Here is a 25,563-nt window from a genome sequence, read left to right as displayed (position 1 = left end):
CTTGGCGCAAACCCGCTGTGAAGACGCTGAGAGACCGCCGGCGCTCAACCCGCGGGTGGAGGTCACTTCAATCCGGAGCTTGAAGATTTCGGCGGCGTGCCGCCCTAGCGTTCCCGTCGGCAACCGGAGGGGGAGACATGGTGATGACGGCCGAGGTACGGACCGGGCGGGCTGAGCGGGTCGCGGTGGGGGTGATCGCGGCCGTTGCCGCTGTGGTGTGGGGCTGGGCCTTGTGGAGCCGGCCGCTGCAGCCGTACTACGCGGCGGCCGTGCATTCGATGTCGCGCGACGTCACGGCGTTCTTCTTCGCGGGCTTCGACCCGGCGGGCGTCGTCACGGTCGACAAACCGCCGCTCGCCTTCTGGACGCAGGCGCTCGGCGTGGCCGTCTTCGGGTTCCACCCGTGGGCGATCGCCCTGGTCCAGGTGGTCGAGGGCGTCGCCGCGGTGCTCGTACTGCACCGGGTGGTGCGCCGCTGGGCGGGGGCGCGGACCGCGCTGCTCGCCGCAGCGCTCTTCGCGCTGACGCCGATCACCGCGGCGATCAACCGCGACAACCTGCCGGACACCCTCCTGGTGCTCCTGCTGCTGCTCGCCGCCTACTGCGTCACCCGGGCGATCGGCAACGCCCGGTGGCTGGTGTGGGCGGGGGTCTTCGCCGGGCTGGGCTTCCTCACGAAGATGCTCGCCGCGTGGATCGTGCTGCCGGGTCTCGCGCTGGCGTACTTCGTCGGGGCGCCCGGCTCACGCGGCCGGCGGCTCGCGTGGCTCGGCGTGGCCGGCGCGGTGACGCTTCTCGTGTCGCTGGCGTGGCCCGTCGCCGTCACCGTCTGGCCCGGCGCCAAGCCGTTCGTCGGCAGCACCACGGACGGCTCGGTGTGGCAACTGGCCTTCGGCTACAACGGCGTGACGCGGCTGTTCGGCGGCACGACCGGCATCGGCGGCGGCTACAGCGCCACGGCCGGCGCGGCGCTCGGCGGCGACACCGGTCCGCTGCGGCTGTTCGACGCGGAGGTCGGCCGGCAGATCGCCTGGCTGCTGCCGCTCGCCCTGGTGTCCTTGGTCGTCGCCGCGTGCCGCGCTCGCGGAGCCACGCCGCGGACGAAGGCGGGCTGGGCGCTGTGGGGTGGCTGGCTGGTCGTCGGGGCCGTGGTCTTCTCGTTCACCGGCGGCATCTTCCACGCGTACTACACCGCCGAGCTGGCCCCGGCCATCGCGGCACTCGCCGCCGCGGGGCTGGTCACGGCCTCGAGCTGGTCGCGCGGCCGGGCCCGGTTCGTCCTGCCGGCCGCGGTCGCGGGCACGGCGGTGCTCGCCTACGTCTTGCTCGACCGGACGCCGGACTGGCTGCCGTGGCTGCGGTACACCGTGCTGGTCCTGGCGTTGCTCGCCGTCGTCGCGGCGCTGTTGCGGGCTGACCGCGTCGCGGCCGCGATCGGGCTGGCCGCCGTCGTGGCCGGTCCCGCGGCCTTCGTCGCCGGCACCGCGGTGCGGCCGGGGAGCGTCCTGGAGAGCGCCGACCCGGCCGCCGGGCCGCCGTCGACGGCCGCGCTGCACACCGTCTTCAGCGTCGGCACGGGCGCGGGCGCCACGGACGGGTACGTCCGGTTCGTCGAGAGCGCGTACCGCCTCAGCCCCGGTCAGCGCCAGGTGCTCGCGTTCGCGCAGGCGTCGGCCGCCGAAGTCACCCTGGCCGTCGAGGGCGGCACGTACGGCGCGGAGCCGTTCCTGCTGAACACCGAGGCGCGCGTCGCACCGCTCGGCGGTTACCTCGGCTTCGACCCGGCGCCGTCGGCCGCGGAGCTCTCGCAGTGGGTCGTGGCCGGGAAGGTGCGGTTCGTGCTGCTGCCGCAGGTGTTCGTCGACATCGGCCGGGCCGGGGCGGGGCGGACCACCGCGGCGGCGGCCGGCGCGGGGGAACTGACCCGGCGGGTCGGGTGGGAGGCGAAGCACTGCCGGCCGGTGCCGCCCGCGCGGATCGGTCCGGACGCGGCCACCGCCGGTGTGCTGTTCGACTGCGGCGCCAGGCTGTGACCGCGACGAGGGGCACACGCTAGGCTCGCGGCCCCGACGATCAAAGGGCCGGTCAGCGGCCGTTCCCGAGGAGCCGCCACCGTCATGCCAGCCGACCGGGCCGAGGTCCGCACCCGTCATCCTCGCCACCAGCGCCGCGGTGAGGCACGCCTGCCGGCCGCCGTCGCGACCGTCGTGGCCATCGCGCTTTACCTGGCCCTGCCCGAACAGCTGCTCGTCTTTCCCCGGTTCGTGGTGCCCGCGCTGGAGATGGTGCTGCTGGTGCCGTTGATCGCGATCAACCCGCGGCGCGTCACCCGGCAGACGCGGTTTTCCCGGGTCGTGTCCCTGGCGCTCGTCGTGGTCATCGGCGTCACCAACCTGGGGGCGCTGGGGCTGCTGATCCACGATCTCGTCGCCGGCGCGGCCGGCGACGGGAAAGCCCTGCTGCTGGGGGCGCTGCAGGTGTGGCTGACGAACGTGATCGCGTTCGGCCTGGCCTACTGGGAGCTGGACCGCGGCGGCCCGGTCAAGCGCACCCAGGCGGCCCGCGCCGACCTGCCCCTGGCCGACTTCCGGTTTTCCCAGGACGAGAACGGCGACACCGTCGAGGAGGTCGCCGCGGGCTCCAGCGTCAAGTCCGACTGGGTGCCGACCCTGGTGGACTACCTGTACGTGTCGGTGACCAATTCGACGGCGTTCAGCCCCACCGACACGATGCCGCTTTCGTCGCGGGCGAAGGTGCTGATGGCGGTGCAGAGCGTCGCGGCGCTGCTGACGTCGCTGCTGGTCATCGCCCGCGCGGTCAGCGTGCTGAAGTAGCGCCGGCTCCAAGCTGGCGTCGTCTCACAACAGCTTGTCGAGGGTGATGGGGAGGTCGTGGATCCGCCGGCCGGTCGCGTGGTGGACCGCGTTCGCGATCGCTCCCGCGACGCCGGTGATGCCCACCTCGCCGACGCCGATCAGGCCGAGCGGCATCGTCGGGTCCGGGTCGTCGAGGTAGCCGACGTCGATCGGCGGGATGTCCGCGTGCACCGGGACGTGGTACTCGGCGAGGCTCGGGTTCATGATCCGTCCCGTGCGCGGGTCGACCAGGGTCTCCTCGGCCAGTGCCATGCCGATGCCCATCACGATCCCGCCGCGCAGCTGGCTCGACGCGGTCTTCGCGTTGATCACCCGGCCGACGTCGAACACCGCGGTCCAGCGCGACACCCCTACCTCGCCGGTGTCCGGATCGACGCGAACCTCGCAGAACTGGGCCCCGCAGGCGGCCTTCATCCAGCGCCGCTGGTCGCGCAGGAACTTCGCCGCGAACTTCAGCTGCCCGGCCACCCGGCCGAACCGGGTGTCGGAGCCGACGGCGGCTTCGACCGACGGCACGCCGGCCTCGGCCAGGATCGTCGCCGGGCTCATCCCGGCCGAACCCGAGCGTTTCGCCAGCGTGTCCAGCTCTCGCTTCAGCTTCTCGCACGCGGCCAGCAGGCTGTTGGCGATACTCGCCGTCTGCATGGACCCGCCCGCCCCGGGGCTCACCGGCAGCGTGGAGTCGCCGTACTCGACCCGGACCGCTTCGAACGGTACCCCGAGCGCGTCGGCGGCGATCTGCGCCTGCGCTGTCGCGCCGCCCATGCCCATTTCGTGGAAGCCGCACCGCACCAGGACGGTGCCGTCGACCGAGAGCCGGACCGTGACGCTGGCGGCGAACTGCCAGGCCGGGTGGTACGCCGACGCGACGCCCATCCCGACCAGCCACCGCCCGTCCCGCATCGACCCCGGTTCCGGCGTCCGGTCGGCCCAGCCGAAGCGTTCGGCGCCCCGCGCGTAGGCCTCGCGCAGCATCCGGTGCGTGAACTTCTTGCCGTCGATCGGGTTCGTCGCCGGTTCGTTCCGCATCCGCAGCTCGATCGGGTCGACGCCGACCCGGTAGGCGAGCTCGTCGATCGACGCCTCCAGCGCGTAGGTCCCGATCGACTCGCCGGGCGCGCGCATCGAGGTGTTCGAGAGCAGGTCCAGCTCGACCAGGTTCTGCTGGACCAGGATGTTTTCGGCGGCGTAGAGGTGCTTCGACTGCGACGTCACCTGCTCGGGTCCGCCGCCGACCCGCCCGGTGCGCGTCACGCTGGTGTGGATGAGCGCGGTCAGCCTGCCGTCGGTGCCGGCGCCGAGGGCGACCCGCTGCGTGGACGGCGTGCGCCCGCCGACCGTGCGGTAGACGCCTTCCCGGGTGAGCATCAGCCGGACCGGCCGGCCGGTCGCGCGGGCCGCCAGCGCGGCGAGGATCGTGCCGGGCCAGACCATGCCCTTGCCGCCGAAGCCGCCGCCGACGAACGGGGCGATCACCCGCACGTTCGCGGCCGGGACACCGAACCGCAGGGCGAGGTGCGTGCGGACCCAGTCGATGCTCTGCGTGCCGTCGTGGATGGTCAGCCGGTCGCCGTTCCAGGCCGCGGTAGTCGCGTGCGGCTCGATCGCGTTGTGGTGGTGCGTCGGCGTGGTGAACCGCAGATCGAGCGACACCGGCGCCGCGGCGAGCGCGGCCTCGGCGTCCCCCTTCTTCGCCCCGCCGGGCATGATCAGGTTGTTCTTCTGCGGCTTGGCGTTCTTCTCTTCGGCGGCGAAGTCCACAGTGGACGGCCACGTTTCGTAGGTCACGGTGACCAGCCCGGCGGCTTCGCGAGCGGCTTCGAGGGTGTCGGCGACAACGACCGCCACCGGCTGGCCGTCCCAGTGCACCTCGTCGGTGTTGAGGTAGTCGACCGAAGTGCCGGAGACCAGGGTGGCGAGGTTGAGCGGGCTCACCTTCGGGGCCGGTTTCAGCGGAGGAGCGTTGAGGTGGGTGAGCACCGCGACGACGCCGGGGACGGCCGCCGCGGACTCGGTCCCGATCGCGGTGATCCGGCCGCGGCTGATGGTCGAGTGCACCAGCGCCGCGTGCGCCAGGCCGGGGAGGGGATACTCGGCCGAAAAGAGCGCGGCGCCGGTGGTCTTGGCCGTGCCGTCGACTCGGTCGATCGGCTTGCCGACGATCGCGCCGCCGGTCTCCGTCGCGGGCAGGGTGCTGGTCATGCGGCGCTCCCGTCGGTGAGCAGCTGCCGCAGCGTCGCGACCATCGTGCGCTGCGCGAGCTCGATCTTGAAGATGTTGTCCCGGTGCCCCACCGCGGGCGCCAGCTCGGCGGCGGCCGCCCGGCGGAAGGACTCTTCGGTCGCCGGCGCGCCGAGCAGGATCCGCTCGGCCTCGCGGGCTCGCCACGGTTTCGCGGAGACACCGCCGAGCGCCAGGCGGACGCCGGTCACGACGCCGTCTTCGGTCTCCAGCGCGGCCGCGACCGAGACCAGGGCGAAGGCGTAGGACGCGCGGTCGCGCACCTTGCGGTAGCGGGAGTGCGCGGCGATCGGCAGGGCGGGCAGCTCGATGGCGGTGATCAGCTCGTCCGCGGCCAGCGCGGTCTCGACCTGCGGAGTGCTGCCGGGCAGGCGGTGGAACTCGGTCAGCGGGAGGCGGCGGGTGCCGCGCGTGCTCTCCACTTCGACTTCTGCGTCGAGCGCGGCCAGCGCGACCGCCATGTCGGAGGGGTGGGTGGCGATGCAGTGATCGCTGACCCCGAGGACGCCGGCGTTGCGGGCGAACCCGCCGATCGCGGCGCAGCCGCTGCCCGGCTCGCGTTTGTTGCACGCGGCCGCCCCGTCGTAGAAGTAGAGGCACCGGGTGCGCTGCAGCAGGTTGCCGCCGACGGTCGCCATGTTCCGCAGCTGGGCCGAGGCGCCGTTGAGGACGGCCTGGGCGAGCACCGGGTAGCGGGTCCGGACCAGGGGGTGGGCCGCGAGCCCGCTGTTGCGGACGAGCGCGCCGATCCGCAGGCCGCCGCCGGGCAGCTCGTCGATCCCGGTCAGCGGCAGCCGGGTGATGTCGAGGACCACGTCGGGCTGCTCGATGTCCTCGCGCATCAGGTCGACGAGGTTCGTCCCGCCGCCGAGGAACTTCGCGTTCGGCTCGGTGGCGATCGCGCGGACCGCCGTCTCGACGTCCGGGGCGCTCAGGTAGGTGAACGACCTCATCCCGCGACCTCCTGGATGGCGTGGACGATCCCGTTGTAGGCGCCGCAGCGGCACAGGTTGCCGCTCATGCGCTCCCGGATCTCCGCGTCCGTCAGTTCGCCACCGGGTCCGGCGAGGTGTTCGGTGACCGCGCTCGGCGTGCCGTTCTTGTGCTCGGCCAGCATCCCGATCGCCGAGCAGATCTGGCCGGAGGTGCAGTAGCCGCACTGGAAGCCGTCGTGGCGGACGAAAGCCCGCTGCAGCGGGTCGTCGACGCCCTCGATGGTGGTGATTTCGCGGCCGGTGTACTGCACGGCCAGCGCGAGGCAGGAGTTGATCCGCTCGCCGTCGGCGAGGACGGTGCACGCGCCGCAGGCGCCCTGGTCGCAGCCCTTCTTCGCGCCGGTCAGCCCCAGCCGCTCGCGCAGCGCGTCGAGCAGGCTGACCTGTGGTGGGAGGTCGAGCAGCTCGTCGACCCCGTTGACCCGCAATCGCACCTCGACCACGTGGATTCCCTTCGCTCGTGACGGTGCCCGCCAAATTAACAGAACGACGTACTCTTAACAAGAGAACGTTGTCCTGTTAAGTGGACCGTATGATGGCTGAGATATGTCTCAGTCGATGTTCATGCGGGCCAGGCGGCCGGAGCAGAAGGAGCAGCGGCGCGTGGCCATCCTCGCGGCGGCCCGTGAGCTCGCTCTGGAATCCGGCGTGCGCAACGTGAGCCTGGGCAGCGTCGCCACCGCCGTGGGGCTGGCCAAGTCCAACGTCACCCGCTACTTCGGTACCCGCGAGGAGATCTACCTCGAGCTGGCCTCCGCGTGCTGGCGCGAGTGGGCGGACGAGGTCACCCGGCGGCTCACGGCGGGGAACGACGTCGTCGACGTGCTGGCCGAGACGCTCGCCGAACGGACGCTGTTCTGCGACCTGCTGGGCCACACCGCGACGTCGCTGGAGCACAACGTCTCGGTCCCGGCCGCCCGCGACTTCAAGCGAGTGGTGCTGGGAACCATCACCGAACTCGGCGCGGCGGTCGCCCGGGCGTGCCCGGACCTGACCGAGGGCGAAGGAGCCGAGCTGGCCGGCGCGGCCAGCGGCTTGGCGGGGATGGTCTACCCGGCCGCGAACCCACCGCCGACGCTGCGCGAGGTCTACGCCCAGAACCCGGACCTGGCCGCGGCGTGCCTCCCGTTCCTGCCGACGCTGAAGCGTGCGCTCGCCGCGTTGGCCGCCGGATTGCCGACCCTGCGCTGACGGACCACCAGGCGCCGGCGCGGCCGCGTTCGTGCCCACCGGCCCGGCCTGTTCGTTCCGCGCTGGTTCGGCTGCTGCCCGACGGGCAGCGAGCTTCGCCCACCCCACCCTGCGGCAGACCGCAACTCTCAGCGAATCAGGCGACGGCGGCTTCTCGGCGGCCCAGAAGTCTGCCCTCACGGCTCTTTCGGGCTGTCGTCCAGCGCATGAGACTCCGGTTTCATGCCCTTCCGCAGGGAGCGCCAATGCGACATGAGATTCGTGGCGAAGCATCTCCGGTTCAGCCCCGGCCTGGTATCTCTCCGCGCCGGGCTCAATTGGACGAACGGAGTTCGCCGGGTTTTGTGATGGGCCTGCAGCGGACCGTCGGCAATCGTGCAGTGCTCGGAGCGATCGCCGAGCAACCTCACGCGGTGCAACGAGACGGTGCACCCGGCGTCCCGATCGGTGCTGAGACCGCACTCGACCGGGCTCAGCAAATCAGGGCCGCGGCGACCGTCCGGCTGGGGAAAGTAGCCGCCTTCAACTCTCGAGCGGACGCCGCGATCGGAGCCTACCGCTCGATGAGGACCGGGTATGCCTCGTCGTGGGGAGCGGCGTGGGACAGACACAGTTCCAAGCTGGCGGAGGGCAACGCGGAGGCGGCGAGCCAAAACTTCATCGAGGGCATAGTGGTGGGCACGGCGGCGGCCGTCCTGATTACTGCGGCGGCCGCGGTGGCGTTCCCCGCCGCAGCGGCGGCCGCACCCTTCACGGCGCTGTGGTGGGCGTTCAACGTCGGCTCCAACACCGTCAGCAGCGTCGCAGGTTCGACGGCGTCCGGCGCGGTCGGCCGCCCGTCCGTGCCGGCGGCTTCGGGTGGGAGTCGTGACGCCGAAGCGGACGCGTGGCAGCGAATCGCGGAAGTCGAAAGGGTCGCTCGTGCCGTCGTGGCCGTCGCTCCCAAGTTCGGACTTGAACTCGGCAATGCCGAGTACTGCATAGCCCAGGTTCGATCGCACATCGATCAAGGCTCGGGTGATATGAGCTGGGACCAGACGCTGGACATGGTCTCCACGCTCACGAACTGGGAAGCCGGCTTGACCGCATTCGACGCCGAGATCGATGCGAGGATCGACGCAATCGGTCGCTTTGGTCAGCTGGCAACCGAGTTTCATGTCCCTTCTGTCAGCGATCTCGAGAAGGAGATCTGGCGTTCATGGATGAGCACCCTGGACAACTCCTCCGATGAAGTGCTCGACCAAGACGTCATACAGAAGTACTTGGTGCGGCTGGGGCTCATCCCCGACTACTTCTACATGACCGACGACGATCAGCATCGGGCTGTGGCCGAAGCGCGGGCCCACGTGTCTCAGGCTTCGCGTCCGCCGGATTGATTCCCGTGCGAACCTCGTCTCGTCGCGGCAAACAGGGGAGTGCCGCCGTCGGCAGTCGGCGCCGCGGTCACGAGTAGGTCCAGTGGCCGAGCCAGGACTCGCGCCAGGCCACCGTCAGCTCGCCCACACCGTCCACCTCGGACTGGTCGACGTGCGCCTTCCACGCCTCTTCCAGCGACGAGCACAACTTCGCCGCGGGCTGTTCGACGCCGCCCGAGGAGAACTGCTGCAGGATCGATTTGGGCACGGCCAGCTTCGCTTTGCCCCGGACCACCGACTGCTCGGTGGCGCGGCAGATGAGGTATTCGACCGTGGCCAGGTCGGCCGCCGACGCCGTGGTGTCCGCCACGGGCACTTCGGGCGCGATCTGCGCCAACGCCCGGTACAGGCAGTCCAGCGGCGCCGCGAGGCCCCGGTGCTGGCGGGCGACCTCCCACGACACCCACACGGCCATGCAGTCGGGCATCTGGAAGGGGCGGTAGGCGAACGCGGGGCCGGCGAACGTCTGGTAGTCGCTGGTCGGGTCCGGCGCGGCCGAGCCCGGCCCGTCGGGGTCGGGCGGCAGGCCGAGCCGTTTGAACAGCTCGCGCAGCAGCTTGTGCGGCCGGGCCGGCGTCGATGACTCGCCGAGCAGCTTGCCGAGGATGCGGTTCAGCCGGTCCGCGGCCACGCCGTGGATCGACAGCTGCAGGTGGACGAACGCGACGTCCGACAGCGTCGTGCCCGCGCAGCCGACCACCCCCACCTGGGTGTAGCGCTGCAGGAAGGAGACGATCGCGTGGGTGGAGCCGATGCGCGCCGGGCCGACGAAGGTCAGCGGCAGGATCGTGCCGATCCGCTGGCGGGACCGGAGCTCTCCCCGGTACATCGGCGAAAACCGGCCGTCGGCGTGGGAGACCTCGAACCAGTTCCCCTGGCGGTGGCCGGGCCGCGTGTCGGCGAGCCACAGGCTGTAGCCGTGCTTCTCGCACAGCTCGCGGAACCGGTCGGCCAGTTCGAACCGGGCGGCGACGGACACGTCCCGCAGGGCGATCGCGAACCGGACCGCCAGCGACGCGCACGGCGGCGCGACCTCCTTGCGGGTGCGCAGGTCGTGATTGCGGGTCTTCACGATCGTCGGCAGCTGGGCCGGGCACTGCAGCGACAAGAGGGGCGCGTCGATGAGCGACGACGCGGCCTCGGAGATCTCCTTCACCAGGTCGCGGACGGCCAGGCCGTGCCACTCGAAGACTTCGCGCGCCCCCGGGTCGACAGCGATCAGGCCCTCGAAGGTCTGCGCCGACTCGTAGATGAACGTCGGGTTCGGCGAGGTCGTCTGCTGGAAGACCCAGCTGCCCACGTTCTGCTGGGGGCGCTCCGCCGGCTGCTGGCCGTCGACGCGCTCGACCACCTCGGTGCCGTCGAGGGGCTTGCGGGTGCGGGTGCCGATCACGACTCCGGCGCCGTTCGTGGCCGAACACAGCGTTTCCAGGAAAACCGCGCTGTCGGTGCCCGCGGACACGAGCTCGCGCAGGTAGCCGGCGCGGGCCGCCGCGTGGTGCACCTCGAAGTCCACTTTGGTCACCGGCTGCCGCGCGATCTCGAAGCCGGCCCGCGCCAGGTCGGCCACGTTCCGCACGGAGATCCGCTGGCGCACCCTCACCACCCGCCGGACGAGTCGAACCGCACGTCGGCGTCCAGCGGCTCGCGGCGGTCCCAGGCGCCGGCGCCCGCCCAGCGCGGCGCCCCGATGCGCGACAGCGGGATCGCCGATTCGCGCCACGACGCCCGGCTCAACAGCACGAGCGCGGCCAGCACCGGCAGTGCCACCGCGATGGTGAGCGTGACCTGCACGACCTCGCCCCGGCTCTGCGTCGCGACGGCCGCGGCGAACCCGGCGACGGCCGCGATGCTCAGCTGGACCAGCGCCTGCGGCAGGGTGCCGAGGTAGCCGAGCACGGTCCGGCGTGGCGGCAGCGACAGGCGGCTGTAGAGGAAGCCGGGCAACAGCAGCAGCATGGTGATCACGGACTGGCCGTCGCCGATGTGGCCGAGGGCTTCGGTGGCTTCCCGGCCGTACGGCCACGGACGGCCCACCAGCAGCCACCCGAGCACGAAGGAGACCGTCGCGACGGCCAGCGCGTAGAACGTCACGTTGAGCGGGCCGGCCTTCGTCGAGTCCTTGAGCACGAGCGTCGCGCGTACCCGGATGTGGTCGCCGCGCGGGTCGGGACCGCCGGACCGGCGCCAGTACGCGCGCGCCTCGTCTTCGGCGATGCCGTTGACCAGGACGAGGTCCTGCCCGAACTCCCGGTCGGTCAGCTCGCGGGCGGCCTCGCGCAGGTTCGCGGCCGTGAACTCCGGGTGCCGCCGCAGGGAGTTGTCCAGCTCGCCCGAGTCGGTCCGCACGGCCTCGCCCGTCGTGGCCGCGGCGGTGAGCAGGTGGCAGGCCGGCAGGCTCCGCGGAGACAGCTCCACCCCGGACTGGCCCGCTTCCCATTTGCGTCGCCGCACCAGGTCCGCCAGCCGGCGCAGCACGGTCTGCGCCTGCAGCTCGAGGATCTTGTGCCGGGCGCCGTCGGCCTCCTGCAACGGGGCGGCGTCCTGCCGTTCGGCCAGCGACAGCAGGTCTTCGGCCAGGCCGTCCACCTGGTGCTGGTCGGCGTCGGTGGACAGGTACATCCGGGAGATCTCGGCTTCCGGCGCGGTCCGCGCCACCAGGTGGTAGGACTTCAGCGTGGCCGGGATCATGGTCTCGTAGCTCACGACGTAGCCGCGGCGGCTGGCGGCCAGCCGCCGCCACTGCTCGTTCGCGACGGACTGGCGCGCGTCGACGCGCAGCGGGGTTTCGTAGCTGAGCCGGTGTTCCTCGACCGAGTCGTCCAGCGCCACCACGAGCATGTAGTCGCGGACGGCGACGTTCAGCAGGTACGCGTATTCGACGAGCAGGTCGGAACAGCCGGAGAGGACGTCCAGCGCCAGCTCCCGGCATTGCCGGCCGTAGCCGGGCACCGTGCCGCCGGCCGGCGCCAGCGTGAACTCCTCTTCCGGGTGGTTCCGCTCGGTGAGCAGCGTCAACAGCGCCTGCTGGATCAGCCAGCGCGGCTCGTGCACCTGGAACAGGAAGGTGTTCAGCTCGTGCTTGGCGGTCTGCGCGTTCTCGTCGCCGGCGAGGATCCCCCGCAGCAGCCGGTAGAGCCCCGCGGCGACCAGCCGGGACGCCTCGTGCTGGGTGAGCCGCGGCAGTTTCTGCCCTGAGCTGTCGAAGACGTCGATGGGGGAGACGTCGCGGCGCGGCAGCCGGGCCAGCGGAACCCAGAGCGACCGGTGCCGCGCCGGCCGCGACGCGGCCCGCTCGCCGTGTTCCCGCCCGATGAGGTCCTGCAGCTGCGCGGTGGCCTGCCGCTGTCCCTCGTCGAGCAGCTTGAGGCTGACGTCGACCTCGGTGCTCCGGCGCGCAGTCCCGTGCTCGACCACGGTCAGCCGCTCCGTCAGCCGGCGCACGTGGTTGAGCCGCAGCGAGGTGTCCAAGAGCGCCAGCCCGACCGCGGCGCCCTGCCGGGACAGGCGAGGCGGGGCGCCGGGAATGGGGATCGTCTCGATCGCGTGCCGGAGACTCTCGATGCCGTCCACCCGACTGAGCGTAGGAGGTGACGCGCCCGGAGTCAGGAAAACTCCGGCAAACGGCCCCTGCGGGCCGGAATTGGTCCGAACGAGTGTACCGATCAACCCGGCACCTGCCGTTCCGGCCAGGGGCGGCAGCCGCGACGTGCCTACCCGCCACCGGCCGGTCGTGGGGCGACGAGGCGCAGGTCGTGCCACCCGGGGGAAGCACAGCCGACCACGCCGTTGACGGTGATCGCCCGGCCGAAGTGGATCGCCACACTGCTCCGGCTCGGGCCGGATCTGCTCCGGCGACGACCGGAAACCGGCTGCCCCTCCTCAGGCGTCGCGGTGGTTCGCCACGGTGACCGCGATCGCCACCACCGCGGTCTGGGCGAGCAGGGCCGGGCCTGCGCCCCGGTACCGCCTGGAAGGTCGTGCGGATCGTGCCGAAGCGGTATTCGGTGGTCACCGACAACGCGGCCAGCACCATGATCACGGCCACGCCGAAGTCGTAGCCGTACTGGGTCGAGGCGACAGTGGCAGTGAATTCGGCGTCTTCCCCTTAATGCGCTCGACGGCGAGCAGCGCCATGGGTTTCCTCACCCGCAGAAGACTTCGTCGACGAGCTGGCGATAGCCCTGCAGCGGCGTTTGCCGGGTGGCGGTGGTCAGGGACAGTTGCAGGCGGATGCGGCCGTCGCGGGTGGTGGCCAGGAGCGTGTCGTAGCCAGGGACGTCGCGAGTTGTGCGGGGGTGAGCAGCCGGCCGCCGAACAGGGCTGCGGTGAAGGTGTCGAGGTCGGCGGTGGTGGAGATGATCTCGCCGGCGGCCCAGCCGACGGACGGGTTCATCGCGGTGACGTCGACGAGTGTGCCGTCGCGGGGTGTGTAGCCGTGGGGGCGCGGGCCGGGGATGGCGGTGCGGTCGCCGGGCAGCCCGGCGACGATGTAGTCGGTGTTGGAGTACTTCGACGCGGTGCCGGGCGGGAAGTTCAGGGGTGGGCGGTGGCCATGGCCACCAGGTCCTGGGGGTCCCAGTGCCGCTGGAGCTCGACCGGGTCGCCCGTGAGGTCGTCGGAGTAGTTGTCCAGGCCGCTGCTGTGCCGCAGCAGCATGCGGACGGTGATCCGGTCCCCGTCGGGAAGCAGTCCGGGCAGGTACCGGGACACGGTGTCGTCGAGGGCCAGCCGCCCTTCGCCGGCGAGCTGGAGCAGGACAGTGGCGGTGAAGGTCTTGGTGACGCTGGCGATCCGGAACCGCCCGTTCACCGGCACGCCGTGGGGGATCCCAGCCGGGCGACGCCGCTGCGGGCGGTGAACTCCTGGCCGCCGGCGGCGATCCGAACCTGCGCGCCGGCGGCTCCGGTCGTGGTCATCAGGTCCAGTGCCCGGATGATCGCTTGACGGTCGGGACCGCCGCTCGCGGCGGCAGTTCCGACCATGGCGAACGACAGGCCTGCGACAGCGCGGTGAGCCTGGTTCCTGGGTGTCTCAACGGATCGTCCTCCGGGTCGGTGAGGCAACCAGCGTTGCGGTGGAGTGCCGCCCGCAGCATCCGGGATGATCCCTACCGGACCTCCCGGAGCCGGCCACTGGTGCACTTGTCCTGTGCCGCGGTTGTCATCCGGTGGCTGAAGCCTGGGAGCAGCCTGCCGGCCCAGCTTGCCGAGGCGGCAGCCACTGCCCAGTCCCCGTTCACCGAGCCGGAGCCCAACGAGGTGGCCGCGGCGGTCGTGGCCGACGAGCGCCGGCAGGACGACAAGGGCCATGTGACGGGAGACCGGGTGCCCGGGGAGGGTCTTCGAGTCGGCGCATGGGGCCGGGCCGGTGGCGTCGGCCGTGGCATGGCGGACGCCGCGCGCGCAACGGTGCAGCCCGCAACGTTGCGCGCACAGTCTCGGCCGGGGTTTCTAGCTGGACGGAACGAGCCACTGTTGGGGGAGGGATCCGTTGCACCTGCTGAGCCACGCGGCGTTGCCGACACCGGGGAACCCTCCGGGGAGCTCGAGGCAGGTGTTGCTGGTGCCGGAGACCCGCGAGATCAGGGCGGTGACAGCGCCGGGTACGGAGGACGCCGGCTGCCAGTTCTCGTTGCTGATCGCGTTGCACGGCCACTGGCTGGACAGGATGTGGCCGGACTCCCGTTCGCCCCCGGCGTTCAGGCACAGGCCGCTACCGAGGTTGACGTAGTGGAGTCCGTCCCGGGTCCAGCGCTGCGCCGCCGACCCGTTGCAGGGTGCCTGGAGGATCAGTGCGCCGGCGCTTGTCGATCCGTTTTCGGGCTGGAGGCAGACGCTCTGCATCGGATTGCTGATTTGGCCGGGGTTGGCGGCCGAAGCCGCCGTCGGGAACGCCAGCATGCTTGCGGCGAGTGCCGCGATGCTGCCGAGCGCGGTCAGGAATGGACGCTTTCTCATCGGAATGTTCCTCTCGTTGGTCTTGCGACTCGTCGCTCCTGCAGATCAGGGCGGCGGCTTCCTCGCCGCCGGACGCCGCCGTGACCGGCTGGCCAGACTCCGCGCTGCCAGCAGCGGCGAATTCGGACCGGCAGGACGCTATGGCGGGCCTGAGGCTCGGTGACAGGGTGAGGCTGCCCATATTGGCGGCTCGGCGGTGGCCCACAACTCAGGGACGAGGGAGCCGGTACCCGACAGAAACGCCGGACCGACGACTCGGGCCGCACCATTACCATCCGTCCATGGAGTTGTGGGAACGCTCCTCGGCGTTGGACCTGCTGGACACGCTGCTGCACAAAAGCGCGACCGGTGGCCGGATTGCGCTGGTGCCGGGCGAGGCGGGCCTGGGCAAATCGGCGCTGGTGACGGCGTTCGCCGAGCGGTGCGGGCGGCGCGCCCGCGTCCTCTGGGGCGGGTGTGACCGCCTGGTCACCCCCAGGGCGCTCGGTCCCCTGCATGACATCGGCCGGCAGGCGGGTGGTGCGCTGGCCGCCCGGCTGGGTGCGGGGGCGGCTCAGGAGGAGATCTTCGCCGCGTTCCTGGACGAGTTGTCAGGGCCACGGCAGCGACCCCGGCCGGTGATCGTGGTCGAGGACGTGCATTGGGCGGACGAGGCCACCCTGGACTGGATCGCTCTGCTCGGCCGGCGAATCGGGCGCCTGCCGGTGATGCTGGTGGTGACCTACCGCGACGACGAACTGGGGCCCGAACATCCGCTGCGGGGAACGCTGGCGATGCTGCCCGGTGCGGTGGTGCGTCGAATACCGCTGCTGCCGCTGTCGCGGGAGTGCGTGGGCGAGCAGGCGCGCAAGGCCGGGCGGGATCCGGCTCAGGCCTACCGGCTGACCGGCGGCAATCCGTTGCTGGTGACCGAACTGGTCAAGGCCGGCGGACGGACGGTACCGGGTGCGGTACAGGATCTCATCCTCGACCGGCTCCGCGCGTTGTCAGCGCCGGCGCGGGAGCTGGCCCGGCTGGTTTCGGTCGTACCGACTCGCGCAGACGCCGCGATCGTCGCCGGCGCGGCCGACCTGGTCGATGTCTGCGTCGATGCCGGGGTGCTGATCCCGGCCGGCGACGGCGTGTCGTTCCGGCACGAGTTGCTGCGCAGCGCAGTGGAGGACGCGTTGTCGCCGCCCCGCCGGGCCGAGCTGCACCGACGGGTACTGGACGTGCTGGTCAGGGTGCCCGGGATCGATCCGGGCCAGCTGGTGCACCACGCGCGCCACGCCGGTGATCTCCGTGCCGTGCTGCGGTACGGGCAGCTGGCCGGGGCCGACGCGGCCCGTCAGGGCGCGCACCGGGAGGCGGCGGCGCACTACCGGGCGGCCATCGATCACGCGGGCCGGCTGTCGCCTGAGCAATGCGCCGGGCTGCTTGAGCGGTACGCGCTGCAGGCGTACCTGGCCGGGCTGCTCGTCGAGGGTCTGCAGGCCAGGCAACAGGCCGCGACCATCCGGGAAGAGCTGGCGCAGCCGGAGCAGGTCGCGGAGAACCTCCGCTGGATCTCCCGGCTGGCCTGGTGGACAGGGCATTCGGCGCAGGCCTTGGCGGCGGCTGATCGGGCGGTGGGTGTCCTGGCGGCCGGGCGGCCCCTCCGGCAACTCGCGATGGCGTACAGCAACCGGGCTCAGGTACACATGCGGGCCTACGAGCACGGCGCGGCCATCGCCTTGGGGGAGCGGGCGCGCGCACTCGCAGAACAGGTGGGCGACGTCGAGACCGCGATCCACGCGACGATCAACGTGCAGACCGCGCGGTTGGCCGACGAAGCCGGCGACGCCCAGGCGGCGCTGGAAGCGGCACACGAACGCGCCGCCGCCAACGGCTACGTCGATCTGGCCGTCCGCGCCAAGCTGAACCTGGCCTGCGTGACAGCCGAAGAGCTGGCACAGTACGGAAACGCCGTCGCGCTGATCGACCGGGCGCTCCACTACGCCCGGGAACAGAACCTCGACGGCTACGCCCAGTACCTGATCGGCGCTCGAGCGCACGTGCGGATGCAGCGCTGCGATTGGGCCGGTGCGCTCGCCGACGCTGATGCCGCGCTGGCCCGGCCGGGCCAGTTCGCCGTCACCGCGGTGATGCCGCTCGTGGCCAGGGGCCGAATCCAGTCCGCGCGCGGGAACCCGGCTGCCATCTCCACATTGGACGAAGCGGCGCGCCGAGCCGACCAGATCGGCGAAGCTCAGTGGCTGGCACCGGTGGCCGCGGCCCGTTCGGAGTACTTCCTGTGGAACGGCGACACCGACCGTGCCGCCGACGAGGCTCGGCAGTGCCTCGAACTGACGGCGCCGGTGCACCAGCCGTTCCAACTCGGCGTGCTGGCGTACCGGCTTTGGCGGGCTGGTGCCACTGATTGCACGGCCACCGCCGTCGCAGTGCCGTTTCAGTTGATGATCAGTGGCAGCTGGGCAGAGGCGGCGGCGGAGTGGGCCGCGCGCGGAGCCACCTACCTGCGGGTCGAGGCGATGTCGGCCGGTGATCCCCCGGCGGCCGTCGAGGCGCTGCGCACCCTTGACAGCCTCGGCGCGGCCCGGGCGGCCGGGTGCCTACGCGCCGGGCTGCGGCGACGCGGTGTCACCGGAATGCCGCGCGGTCCCCGTCGCAGTACGACGGCCCAGCCGGCTGGTTTGACCGTCCGCCAGGTGGATGTTCTCGCCCTGCTCGCCGACGGGTTGTCCAACGCCGAGATCGCGGGCCGGTTGACCCTGTCTCGCAAGACCGTCGAGCATCACGTCTCCGCCCTGCTGGCCAAGCTCGGCGTGGCCAACCGCGTTCAGGCCGCTGCCGCGTACCGGAACCACCACTCGCCGAGGTAAGTCGTCGTCGGCGCGTCCATACGCTGTGAAGGCGGGCTTTCGATGCTGAGTTCCTCCTGCGTGAACCGTGGATTTGCCCGGCGCGGTGATCTAAGGTCGCGTCATGCTGCTGGCCGGAAAGGTCGCCCTGATCACCGGAGCGAGCACCGGGATCGGCGCCGCGTCCGCGCGGCTCTTCGCCCGGGAAGGCGCGGCCGTGGTGCTGAGCGCGCGTTCGGCGGACAAGCTCGCCGCGCTGGTCGAGGAGATCCGGGCCGCGGGAGGGCAGGCCGCCGCGGTGGTCGCCGACGTCGCCCGGGACGCGGACTGCGAAGCGGTCGTCGCTGCGGCGGTCGAGGAGTTCGGGCGGCTCGACGTGGCCTTCAACAACGCCGGCGTCGGTCCGGAGGGAACGCCGCTCGCGGACACTTCACCGGAGGCGTGGCAGGCGGCGCTCGCGACCAACGTGACCGGCGTCGCGCAGTGCCTGCGACACGAGATCCGCGCGATGCGAGCGGCCGGTGGCGGCGCGATCGTCAACAACGCCAGCACGGCCGCGTTCTTCGGGACCGCTTTCTCCGCCGCTTACTCCGCGTCCAAGCACGGCGTGGTCGGGCTGTCGAAGTCGGCGGCCGCCGAATACGGCGCCTCGGGGATCCGGGTCAACGTCCTGAACCCCGGCGTCACCGAAACCCCGCAGACCGGGCCGTGGCTCGACTCGGTTCCCGGCGAGCGCGACCGGGTCGCCGGGTGGAACGCGCTGAAGCGGCTGGCCCGCCCGGAGGAAGTGGCCGAGGCGGCGGCGTGGCTGCTGTCGGACCGCGCCTCGTTCGTGACCGGCGCGGAGCTGGCCGTGGACGGCGGCTACACGGCGATCGCGCCGTACGTCGGATGACGTCCGCCGCCGGCTCGCGCCACACCGGACGGCCGAAGACGCGTGGCCGGACCGCCCGCAGAACGCGCCGGCGTCGTCGCCCAGCACGCGCTGACGCTTGTCCCACACGAGCACGTACCTCGCCGACCGGGTCGCCGATACCTTAGGCACTGGCCCGCGGGCACGGCGCATCCTCCGATCGGAGGATGGTGGGGGTCCACCGCGTCCGCGGTGAAACCCGCCCTCGTGGTCGATCCGGCGCGCTCCCGCGGGCGGCAGGCTTTGCCGTGCGATCATGGCCGGACACCATGGCCGGTCACCGGCCGCAGCCGCGGCATCCGGCCGGGAAGTACTTCCGCTGGGAGCAGGTCGTGAGTGTCGAGGCCGAGTTGCGCGAGGAGTTCGACCGCTGGGAGCGCAAGGAGACCGCGGTCCTGAAGGTGCTCCCGTACCCGCTGCTGGCGGTCAGCATCGTGATGACCCTGCTGCTGCAGCCGCTCTGGAACGGGGAGGCGCACCTCCCCGAGGTGCTCGGGCTCTCGGTCCTGCTCACCGCGTGGGTCATGTGGTTCCACACGTTCCACCCGGAGTCGCACCGCAACGGCCCGCTGATGGGGCTGTACTACACGGGGCTCGTGGCGCTGACCGCCTGCCTGGTGCTGCTCACACCCTGGTTCGGCTTCTTCGCCTTCGTCGGCTACCTGCACGCCTTCCAGTACCTGAAGGGCCGGTGGCGGTACGCCGGCGTGGCCGCCACGTCCGTGGTCTCGGCGGTCTCCTACGTGGGCGGGGCCGCCAACATCGTGGCCGGCGAGTGGTGGAAGTGGCCCGCCGTCAGCGCGCTCACCACGGTGATGGCCACGGTGGCCTTCCACGCCGATGTGATGTCCGACCGGCGCAATCACGGGCAGAAGCGGGCGCTGGTCGAGCTGAACAAGGCCAACGTCGAGCTGGAGACCGCACTGGCGGAGAACGCGGGCCTGCACGCTCGGCTGCTGGCGCAGGCTCGCGAGGCCGGCGTGCTCGAAGAGCGGCAGCGGATGGCGCGGGAGATCCACGACACCCTGGCGCAAGGGCTGGCCGGCATCCTCACCCAGCTCCAGGCCGCCGAGCAGGCGTCGCACGCGCCGGCGGTGTCGCGCCGGCACGTGGGGAACGCGATGGAGCTGGCTCGCGAGAGCCTCACCGAGGCCCGCCGGACGGTGCACGCGGTGGGGCCGTCCGCGCTGGCGGAGGCCCGCCTCCCGGACGCGATCGGCGACGTGGCCGAGCGCTGGTCGAAGGTGAACCGCGTCGAAGCGGTGCTGACCACGACCGGTGACGTCCGGCCGATGCACACCGACGTCGAGGTGACCCTGCTGCGGACCGCGCAGGAAGCGCTCGCCAACGTCGCCAAGCACGCCCGAGCCGGTCGGGTTTCCCTGACCCTGTCGTACATGGAGGACCTGGTGACGCTGGACGTGCTGGACGACGGAGTGGGCTTCCGGCCCGGCGCCGGGCGCGCCGGCACCTCCGCGGACGGGGGCTTCGGGCTCACCGGCATGCGGCGGCGGGTGCAGCTCCTCGCCGGGCGGCTGGACATCGAGTCCGAGCCGGGCGAGGGCACCGCGATCACCGTGACGGTGCCGGCGATCCCCGCCGGGAGCGAGCGGTGATCTCCCTGCTGATCGTCGACGACCACCCGGTGGTGCGGGACGGGCTGCGCGGCATGTTCGGCGCCGATCCGCGCTTCGAGGTGGTCGGCGAAGCCGGTGACGGGGCGGAAGCGGTCTCGGCCGCGGAGCGCCTCCGCCCCGACGTGATCCTCATGGACCTGCGGATGCCCGGGACCGACGGGGTCGCCGCCATCAAGGAGCTGGCGAAGCGCGGGGTGCCGTCACGGGTGCTGGTGCTCACCACGTACGACACCGACAGCCACGTGCTGCCGGCCATCGAAGCCGGCGCCACCGGCTACCTGCTCAAGGAGGCGCCGAGGGCGGAGCTCGTCCGCGCGGTGGAGGCCGCCGCCCGCGGACAGGCGGTGCTCTCTCCCACCGTCGCGACGAGGCTCTTGGGCCAGGTGCGCAAACCCGCCCCGGCCCTGCTGTCCCGGCGCGAGCTGGAAGTGCTGGAGCTGATCGCCCAGGGCTCGACGAACCGCGAGGCGGCGAAGCGGCTCTACATCAGCGAGACGACGGTCAAGACGCACCTGCTGCACGTGTACGCGAAGCTGGGCGTCAACGACCGGGCCGCCGCCGTGGCCGCCGCGTTCTCCCGCGGCTACCTGACGCCTCGGGACTGACGCCCGAGAGCCGTGAAGCGTGCTACCGTCCCGGCGGTTCCACCGACAGGGCGTGCCGGAAGACGCCACGCGGGTCCCAGCGGGCCTTGACCTGCTGCAGCCGGGGGTAGTTGTCCTTGTAGTAGAGCGTGTGCGCCGGCACGCCGGAGGTGTTCCACGCCGGGTCGGCCAAGTCGGTGTCGGGGTAGTTGATGTAAGAGCCGTCGCTGACGTCGTCGGGCACCGGCACGCCGCCGGTGTCGGCGTACACGTCGCGGTAGAAGGTGCGGAGCCAGGAAATGTGGGCCGCGTCGTCGGCCTCATCGGCCCACACCGTCTGGTAGACCGCCTTCATCACCGCGTCGCGTTGGGCCACGGCGGTGGCATCCGGCGATGTCGCGTTCACCTGGCCGCCATAGCCGACGAGCAGCAGGGAGGCCTCCGCACCGCCGGTGGCGTTCGTCAGGTTGCGGTGGACGACGGCGAGTTGCCGGTCGGTCAGCGACCGGCGCAGGTACCCGGCTTTGATCTTGTACCGGCGGGTGGCCCCGTCGCCCGGCTCACCCGTGCCCGGCCAGGTCGTCTTGTGCAGCCACGGCAACGTCCGCCGCAAGTCGACGATGCGCTGTGCGCTGGTGCCGGCGGTCACGGCGGTCACGAAATCGGTCACCACGCCGTCCGCGCCGGGCAGGTCCGCGTCGATCTGCGCGACCACCGAGAAGTACCCGGCGTTGCGGTGCTGCGCCAGGAAGAGCCCGAACAGGCCGGCGGACGGCGAGCCGGGGGCACTGTTGTGCTCGTGCCAGACGCCGAAGTTGCGCATGAGCGTGGTGAACACCTGCTCGGTCATGCCCGCCCAGGGCCAGGCGAGCACGCACTCCAGCATCCGCTGCGGCGAGGGCGGCAACAACCGGGACGGATCGCCGGTGGCGTCGGGCGAGCGCAGCCAGTACCGGGTGACCACCCCGAAGTTGCCGCCACCGCCACCGGTGTGTGCCCACCACAGGTCGCGGTGCGGGTCGTCCGGCTCACGGGTGGCGATCACCGCCCGGGCGGTGCCGTCCCGGTCGACCACCACGACCTCCACGCCGTACAGGTGGTCCACCACCGAGCCGTACCGGCGCGACAAGGTCCCGTACCCGCCGCCCACGAAGTGCCCGCCGGCTCCCACCGCCGGGCAACCGCCGCCGGGAATCGTCACACCCCAGCCCTTGTACAGCGTCCGGTACACCTGCCCGAGCGTGGCTCCCGGTTGCACCGCGAACGCGCGTTTGCCGGCGTCGTAGCCGATCTCGTCCATGGACGAGAGGTCGAGCAGCACCCGCACCGCCGGGTCGGTCGTGAAGTTCTCGAAGCAGTGGCCGCCGCTGCGCACCGCGACCCGCCGCCCGGCCCGCACCGCTTCGGTCACCGCGCGCACCACCTGGTCGGTCGAGCCGACCACGCGGATCTCGTCCGGCCGTCCCACATGCCGGAAGTTGTTGCCGCGCAGCAGGCCTTCGTACCGCGGATCGCCCGGCCGGATCTTCACCGGCCCGAACGCCGGCGGCTCGGTGGCCGCCTGCACGGGTACTCCGGCTGCCAGCGTGCCACCCGCCACGGCACCCGCACTGGCGAGCAGCACACGACGACTGATCTGGTTGCGCTCCGATGGACTCATCCGCGATCCCTTCCGGTTCACTGGGCACGCACACCGTCCCAGCACCGGCCCCGGGCACACATCGACCGAAGCGAAGCCCGGCGGCTGAAACCCGGTCCGCCGGACAGCCAAGCCGCATCCACCGATCGGATGACCACGGCCGGCGAAGGCGGCCGGCTGGTCGATCGGGGTGAGGTGACCGCAGTCTTCGAGCAGGCGGCGCACCCCGGACAAGCACCGGGCGTCGCTGACAGTCACGAGCCACCACCAGCGGGCCGGTGCCGTCCACCGCATGTCCGACTCACGCACGCAGGTGGGACTCGCTGCCACCCTGCGGCTGTCGGAACGGACCGGGGAGATTCCGCCCAGGTGTGCCGTCGCGTCGACCGTCCCGCCACTTCGACGGCCGCCTTCTCCCCGGGGTGAAAGCGCGTTGACGCCCCTCCCGCGGTCGATGCCGGGATGGAGAACCTTCACTTTGCCAGGCCCGCCGCCTCATGGGCAGCGTCGTCGACTGCCTTGGCCGCTTCGGCGGCCAGGCCGGCCAGGTCGGGCAGGTCCGGGTTCAGCTCCCTGGCCCTGGCGGCGAGCCGCTCCACCAGCGCCGCCGAGTTCTGGGCCAGCCGCACCGCGTCGGCCATCCGGTCGTCCGCGGCCAGCCGTTCGATGTGCCAGGCCAGCCCGGAGAGTGTCTCGTCGTCGGTGTCCGGGGACAGGTAGCCGGCCAGTCCCGGCGGGTACCGGGTGTCGGCGCGCAGTTCGGACAGCGCTCTCACCACCGAGGGCTCGGCGCTGAACGTGTCCAGCAGGTCGATCAGCGCGAACAGCCTGGCCACGATCTTCGGTCGGCCGGGGAAGCGGTCCAGCCACCGCACCAGCTCGGTCTCGCCGCCGAGGTGCTGCAGGATCCGGGTCATCTGCGCGGCGAGCGCGTTGGGCAGCTCGGCGTGGAACATGGCGATGAGGGCCACCTGGCCGGCCAGCTCGGCCTGCCCGTCCTCGTCCAGCTCGTCGGCGACGAACTTCTTGACCAGCTTCGTGTCCAGGACGAAACCCGGTTTCGGCAGCTGCTCGTGGTCGGTCATGGGCCTCCCAAATTCGGGATGGCGTCCGTTATGGACGATGAGTGGACGGCCCCCGGAATTTCCCGTCCGCTCCTTCTGGTCTCACCAGCCTGTCTCGACCATGCATCGGATCGTACCGGCGCCGTATCGACCTGGCGGGTCGAAAACCAGCACGGCGAACGGGCCTGCCAGACGCATCGGGCGGCGCCGCGGACCAGACCGGACTGTCGTCCTTCGCGACTCGCTTGGCTGTGCGAGACCAGCGTCCACCGCCACGAACCAGCACGCTTCGACCTCCCGGGGCCAAAAAAGCCGCACGTTCCGTCATGTCACGGTGAACGGCCGCCACTCACCCGTGCGCTCGGCACAGTGCGGCGACCGGGCGCGGTGCGGTCGGGGCCGTCGCAGCGCGGGAGTTCCTGCACACGGTCCGCATCACCATCCGGCACCGCCCGTCCTGGCAGGGTGAATCGGCGCGGCAAATTCCGTCCCCGGCGTCTGAGACGCCGCCCGCCCGCGGCTGCCATGCTCGGCCCATGGATCACCACCAGTTCGTCGACGAAGTGGCCGAGCGGGCCGACGTCTCGCGAGAACAGGCCGAGGCGCTGACCCGGGCCACCCTGTGGACGCTGGGCGAACGCATCACCGGCGGGGAGGCTCGCCACATCGCCGGGCAACTCCCCGTGGAGCTGCAGACCCCGCTGATCGCGGCCGAGGAGGAAGCCGAGGGATTCAGCCTCGACGAGTTCATCCGCCGGACCGCGGAACGGGCCGGCGTGGACCGGGGCACCGCGGACATCGGCATGGCAGCGGTCTTCGCCACGCTGCGCGACACGATCAGCGGTGAAGACGTCCGCCACATGATGAGCCAGCTGCCGCTGGAGTTCAGGGAAGTGGCACCCGGCCCTCGTCTCTCGGACGTTCGAGCAACAGGAGGAGACTTACCATGACTCTGCCCGTCAGGCGTTCTGCCGGCCAGACGGATCGATGGAACCCCTTACGCGAATTCGAAGATCTTTTTCAACAGGTGGACCGGCTCACGCAGTCGGCGCTGGGCACCGGACGGGACGGCGGGCCGTGGCTGCCGGCCGGAGACGTCTCGGAGACCGACGACGCCTACCTGGTCGAGATCGAACTGCCCGGCGTCCGGCGGGAGGACGTCGACGTCGAGCTGTACGGCAACGAGTTGGTCATCACCGGTGAGCTGAAAGAACGGGAGCGCAAGGGTTTGCTCCGCCGCCGCACCCGCAGGGTCGGCGAGTTCGAGTACCGCGTGACGCTGCCCGGCGACATCCGCGCCGACGGCATCGAGGCATCACTCGACAGCGGCGTGCTCACCGTACGCGTCCCGAAGGTGGACGCCGCCAAGCCCAACAAGATCAAGATCACCGGTGGTTGACCGATGACCCGGATCCTGATGGTGCTCTCCGCCAGCGACCACTGGACGCTCAAGGACGGTACCCGGCACCCCACCGGTTACTGGGCCGAGGAGTTCGTCGTGCCGCACAACGAGTTCCGTACCCAGGGCGTCGAGGTGGTCGTCGCCACCCCGGGCGGGGTGGCGCCGACGGTGGACCAGCGGAGCCTGAACCCGGAGATGGCGGGCGGCGAGAGGAAAGCCACCGCGTTCCGCGACTACCTCGACGCGATCGCCACCGAACTGGCCCGGCCGATGGTGCTCGAGCAGGCGGTGGGGCACGTCGCCGACTACGACGCCATCTACATCCCCGGCGGGCACGCACCGATGGAGGATCTGGCCGGCTGCCAGCCGCTCGGCGAGCTCCTCGTCCAGTTCTTCGACACGGGCCGCTTCGTCACGGCGGTCTGCCACGGTGTGGCGGCACTGCTCTCGGCCGACCGGCGCAACGGCGGCTGGCTGTTCGAGGGCAGGCGAATGACGGGGTACACCAACGAGGAGGAGCGCCTGGTCGGCCTCGCCGACCGCGCACCGTGGCTGCTGGAGGACCGGCTGCGGGAGCGCGGCGCGGACTTCAAGCCGGGAGCGCCGTGGGAACCGCACGTCGTGGTGGACACCAACCTGCTCACCGGCCAGAACCCGGCGTCCTCCCAGGCGGCCACTGACCGGACGCTGAGTGAATTGCGCGTACACAACGCACTGTGACGGCCATATCGACTGAATTCGCGCCGAGCCGGACTGGAGCTGTTGCACGGTGTCGCCGGTCGGCGGGATGGCCGACAGCGGTCCGG

General features: G+C 71.6%; 21 protein-coding genes and 1 pseudogene. 11 read left to right on the top strand and 11 right to left on the bottom strand.

Annotated elements, in window-relative coordinates:
• The first annotated feature begins 143 nt into the window (after positions 1-143).
• A complete protein-coding gene (locus C2L58_RS38375) occupies positions 144-2,033 on the top strand; it encodes an ArnT family glycosyltransferase (RefSeq protein ID WP_158264229.1) in 1,890 nt (629 codons plus the stop codon).
• A gap of 84 nt (positions 2,034-2,117) precedes the next feature.
• Positions 2,118-2,834: a DUF1345 domain-containing protein gene (locus C2L58_RS38370; protein WP_103342520.1), complete on the top strand. Its 717-nt coding sequence runs from the start codon at positions 2,118-2,120 to the stop codon at positions 2,832-2,834.
• Between the two features lie 24 nt (positions 2,835-2,858).
• On the opposite strand, the gene C2L58_RS38365 is transcribed toward C2L58_RS38370, so the two are convergent.
• From C2L58_RS38365 to C2L58_RS38355, 3 genes are read right to left on the bottom strand one after another with little or no spacing between them, the layout of a single operon-like run.
• Positions 2,859-5,078: a xanthine dehydrogenase family protein molybdopterin-binding subunit gene (locus tag C2L58_RS38365; protein ID WP_103342519.1), complete on the bottom strand. Its 2,220-nt coding sequence runs from the start codon at positions 5,076-5,078 to the stop codon at positions 2,859-2,861.
• Positions 5,075-6,070, bottom strand: coding sequence for an FAD binding domain-containing protein (locus tag C2L58_RS38360; RefSeq protein WP_103342518.1), 996 nt, complete (start codon positions 6,068-6,070; stop codon positions 5,075-5,077). Before C2L58_RS38360 ends, C2L58_RS38365 begins: the two co-directional genes overlap by 4 nt.
• A complete protein-coding gene (locus C2L58_RS38355; RefSeq protein ID WP_103342517.1) occupies positions 6,067-6,555 on the bottom strand; it encodes a 2Fe-2S iron-sulfur cluster-binding protein in 489 nt (162 codons plus the stop codon). Before C2L58_RS38355 ends, C2L58_RS38360 begins: the two co-directional genes overlap by 4 nt.
• Positions 6,556-6,658: 103 nt before the next feature.
• Between C2L58_RS38355 and C2L58_RS38350 the strand changes: the two genes are divergently transcribed.
• Together C2L58_RS38350 and C2L58_RS38345 are read left to right on the top strand one after the other, a co-directional pair.
• On the top strand, positions 6,659-7,303 hold the full coding sequence (locus C2L58_RS38350; protein ID WP_103342516.1) for a TetR/AcrR family transcriptional regulator: 645 nt from the start codon (positions 6,659-6,661) through the stop codon (positions 7,301-7,303).
• Positions 7,304-7,650: 347 nt separating this feature from the next.
• Positions 7,651-8,679, top strand: coding sequence for a hypothetical protein (locus C2L58_RS38345; protein WP_146073749.1), 1,029 nt, complete (start codon positions 7,651-7,653; stop codon positions 8,677-8,679).
• 67 nt (positions 8,680-8,746) lie between these two features.
• Here C2L58_RS38345 and C2L58_RS38340 read toward each other — a convergent pair whose 3' ends face one another.
• The 6 genes and pseudogenes from C2L58_RS38340 to C2L58_RS38320 form a co-directional block, all read right to left on the bottom strand.
• Positions 8,747-10,315: a hypothetical protein gene (locus tag C2L58_RS38340; protein WP_233226177.1), complete on the bottom strand. Its 1,569-nt coding sequence runs from the start codon at positions 10,313-10,315 to the stop codon at positions 8,747-8,749.
• Between the two features lie 2 nt (positions 10,316-10,317).
• Entirely contained in the window at positions 10,318-12,291 is a 1,974-nt protein-coding gene (locus C2L58_RS38335; protein ID WP_103342514.1) for a hypothetical protein, read from the bottom strand.
• A gap of 342 nt (positions 12,292-12,633) precedes the next feature.
• Positions 12,634-12,814, bottom strand: a pseudogene (locus C2L58_RS51040) (hypothetical protein); the annotation flags it as partial.
• Between the two features lie 117 nt (positions 12,815-12,931).
• Positions 12,932-13,114, bottom strand: a complete 183-nt coding sequence (locus tag C2L58_RS51035) for a hypothetical protein (protein WP_233226176.1) — start codon at positions 13,112-13,114, stop codon at positions 12,932-12,934.
• A gap of 140 nt (positions 13,115-13,254) precedes the next feature.
• On the bottom strand, positions 13,255-13,530 hold the full coding sequence (locus C2L58_RS51030; protein WP_233226175.1) for a serine hydrolase domain-containing protein: 276 nt from the start codon (positions 13,528-13,530) through the stop codon (positions 13,255-13,257).
• A gap of 641 nt (positions 13,531-14,171) precedes the next feature.
• Positions 14,172-14,678 carry an RICIN domain-containing protein gene (locus C2L58_RS38320; RefSeq protein WP_103342538.1) on the bottom strand — a complete coding sequence of 169 codons (507 nt, stop codon included), beginning with the start codon at positions 14,676-14,678 and terminating at the stop codon, positions 14,172-14,174.
• Positions 14,679-14,818: 140 nt separating this feature from the next.
• Here C2L58_RS38320 and C2L58_RS38315 point away from each other — a divergent pair, with 140 nt between their 5' ends.
• The 4 genes from C2L58_RS38315 to C2L58_RS38300 all read left to right on the top strand — a co-directional run bounded on the left by C2L58_RS38315 (position 14,819) and on the right by C2L58_RS38300 (position 20,673).
• Positions 14,819-17,539, top strand: a complete 2,721-nt coding sequence (locus tag C2L58_RS38315; RefSeq protein WP_158264228.1) for an ATP-binding protein — start codon at positions 14,819-14,821, stop codon at positions 17,537-17,539.
• Positions 17,540-17,642: 103 nt separating this feature from the next.
• The gene (locus tag C2L58_RS38310; protein ID WP_103342512.1) at positions 17,643-18,413 is read left to right on the top strand and encodes an SDR family NAD(P)-dependent oxidoreductase; all 771 of its coding nucleotides are present in this window, start codon (positions 17,643-17,645) and stop codon (positions 18,411-18,413) included.
• A gap of 350 nt (positions 18,414-18,763) precedes the next feature.
• On the top strand, positions 18,764-20,047 hold the full coding sequence (locus C2L58_RS38305; RefSeq protein ID WP_103342537.1) for a sensor histidine kinase: 1,284 nt from the start codon (positions 18,764-18,766) through the stop codon (positions 20,045-20,047).
• Entirely contained in the window at positions 20,044-20,673 is a 630-nt protein-coding gene (locus C2L58_RS38300) for a response regulator (protein ID WP_103342511.1), read from the top strand. Before C2L58_RS38305 ends, C2L58_RS38300 begins: the two co-directional genes overlap by 4 nt.
• A gap of 22 nt (positions 20,674-20,695) precedes the next feature.
• Here C2L58_RS38300 and C2L58_RS38295 read toward each other — a convergent pair whose 3' ends face one another.
• Positions 20,696-22,312, bottom strand: a complete 1,617-nt coding sequence (locus C2L58_RS38295) for an FAD-binding oxidoreductase (RefSeq protein ID WP_103342510.1) — start codon at positions 22,310-22,312, stop codon at positions 20,696-20,698.
• Positions 22,313-22,764: 452 nt separating this feature from the next.
• Positions 22,765-23,376, bottom strand: coding sequence for a hypothetical protein (locus C2L58_RS38290; protein ID WP_103342509.1), 612 nt, complete (start codon positions 23,374-23,376; stop codon positions 22,765-22,767).
• Between the two features lie 515 nt (positions 23,377-23,891).
• Between C2L58_RS38290 and C2L58_RS38285 the strand changes: the two genes are divergently transcribed.
• From C2L58_RS38285 to C2L58_RS38275, 3 genes are all read left to right on the top strand, one after another.
• Positions 23,892-24,305 carry a DUF2267 domain-containing protein gene (locus tag C2L58_RS38285; protein WP_103342508.1) on the top strand — a complete coding sequence of 138 codons (414 nt, stop codon included), beginning with the start codon at positions 23,892-23,894 and terminating at the stop codon, positions 24,303-24,305.
• A gap of 77 nt (positions 24,306-24,382) precedes the next feature.
• On the top strand, positions 24,383-24,754 hold the full coding sequence (locus C2L58_RS38280; RefSeq protein WP_233226174.1) for an Hsp20/alpha crystallin family protein: 372 nt from the start codon (positions 24,383-24,385) through the stop codon (positions 24,752-24,754).
• A gap of 3 nt (positions 24,755-24,757) precedes the next feature.
• A complete protein-coding gene (locus tag C2L58_RS38275; RefSeq protein ID WP_103342506.1) occupies positions 24,758-25,477 on the top strand; it encodes a type 1 glutamine amidotransferase domain-containing protein in 720 nt (239 codons plus the stop codon).
• The last annotated feature ends 86 nt before the right edge of the window (positions 25,478-25,563 follow it).

The sequence above is a fragment of the Amycolatopsis sp. CA-126428 genome (genome assembly GCF_002904335.1).
Lineage (GTDB): Bacteria > Actinomycetota > Actinomycetes > Mycobacteriales > Pseudonocardiaceae > Amycolatopsis.
This window is presented reverse-complemented; position numbering and strand designations above follow the sequence as displayed.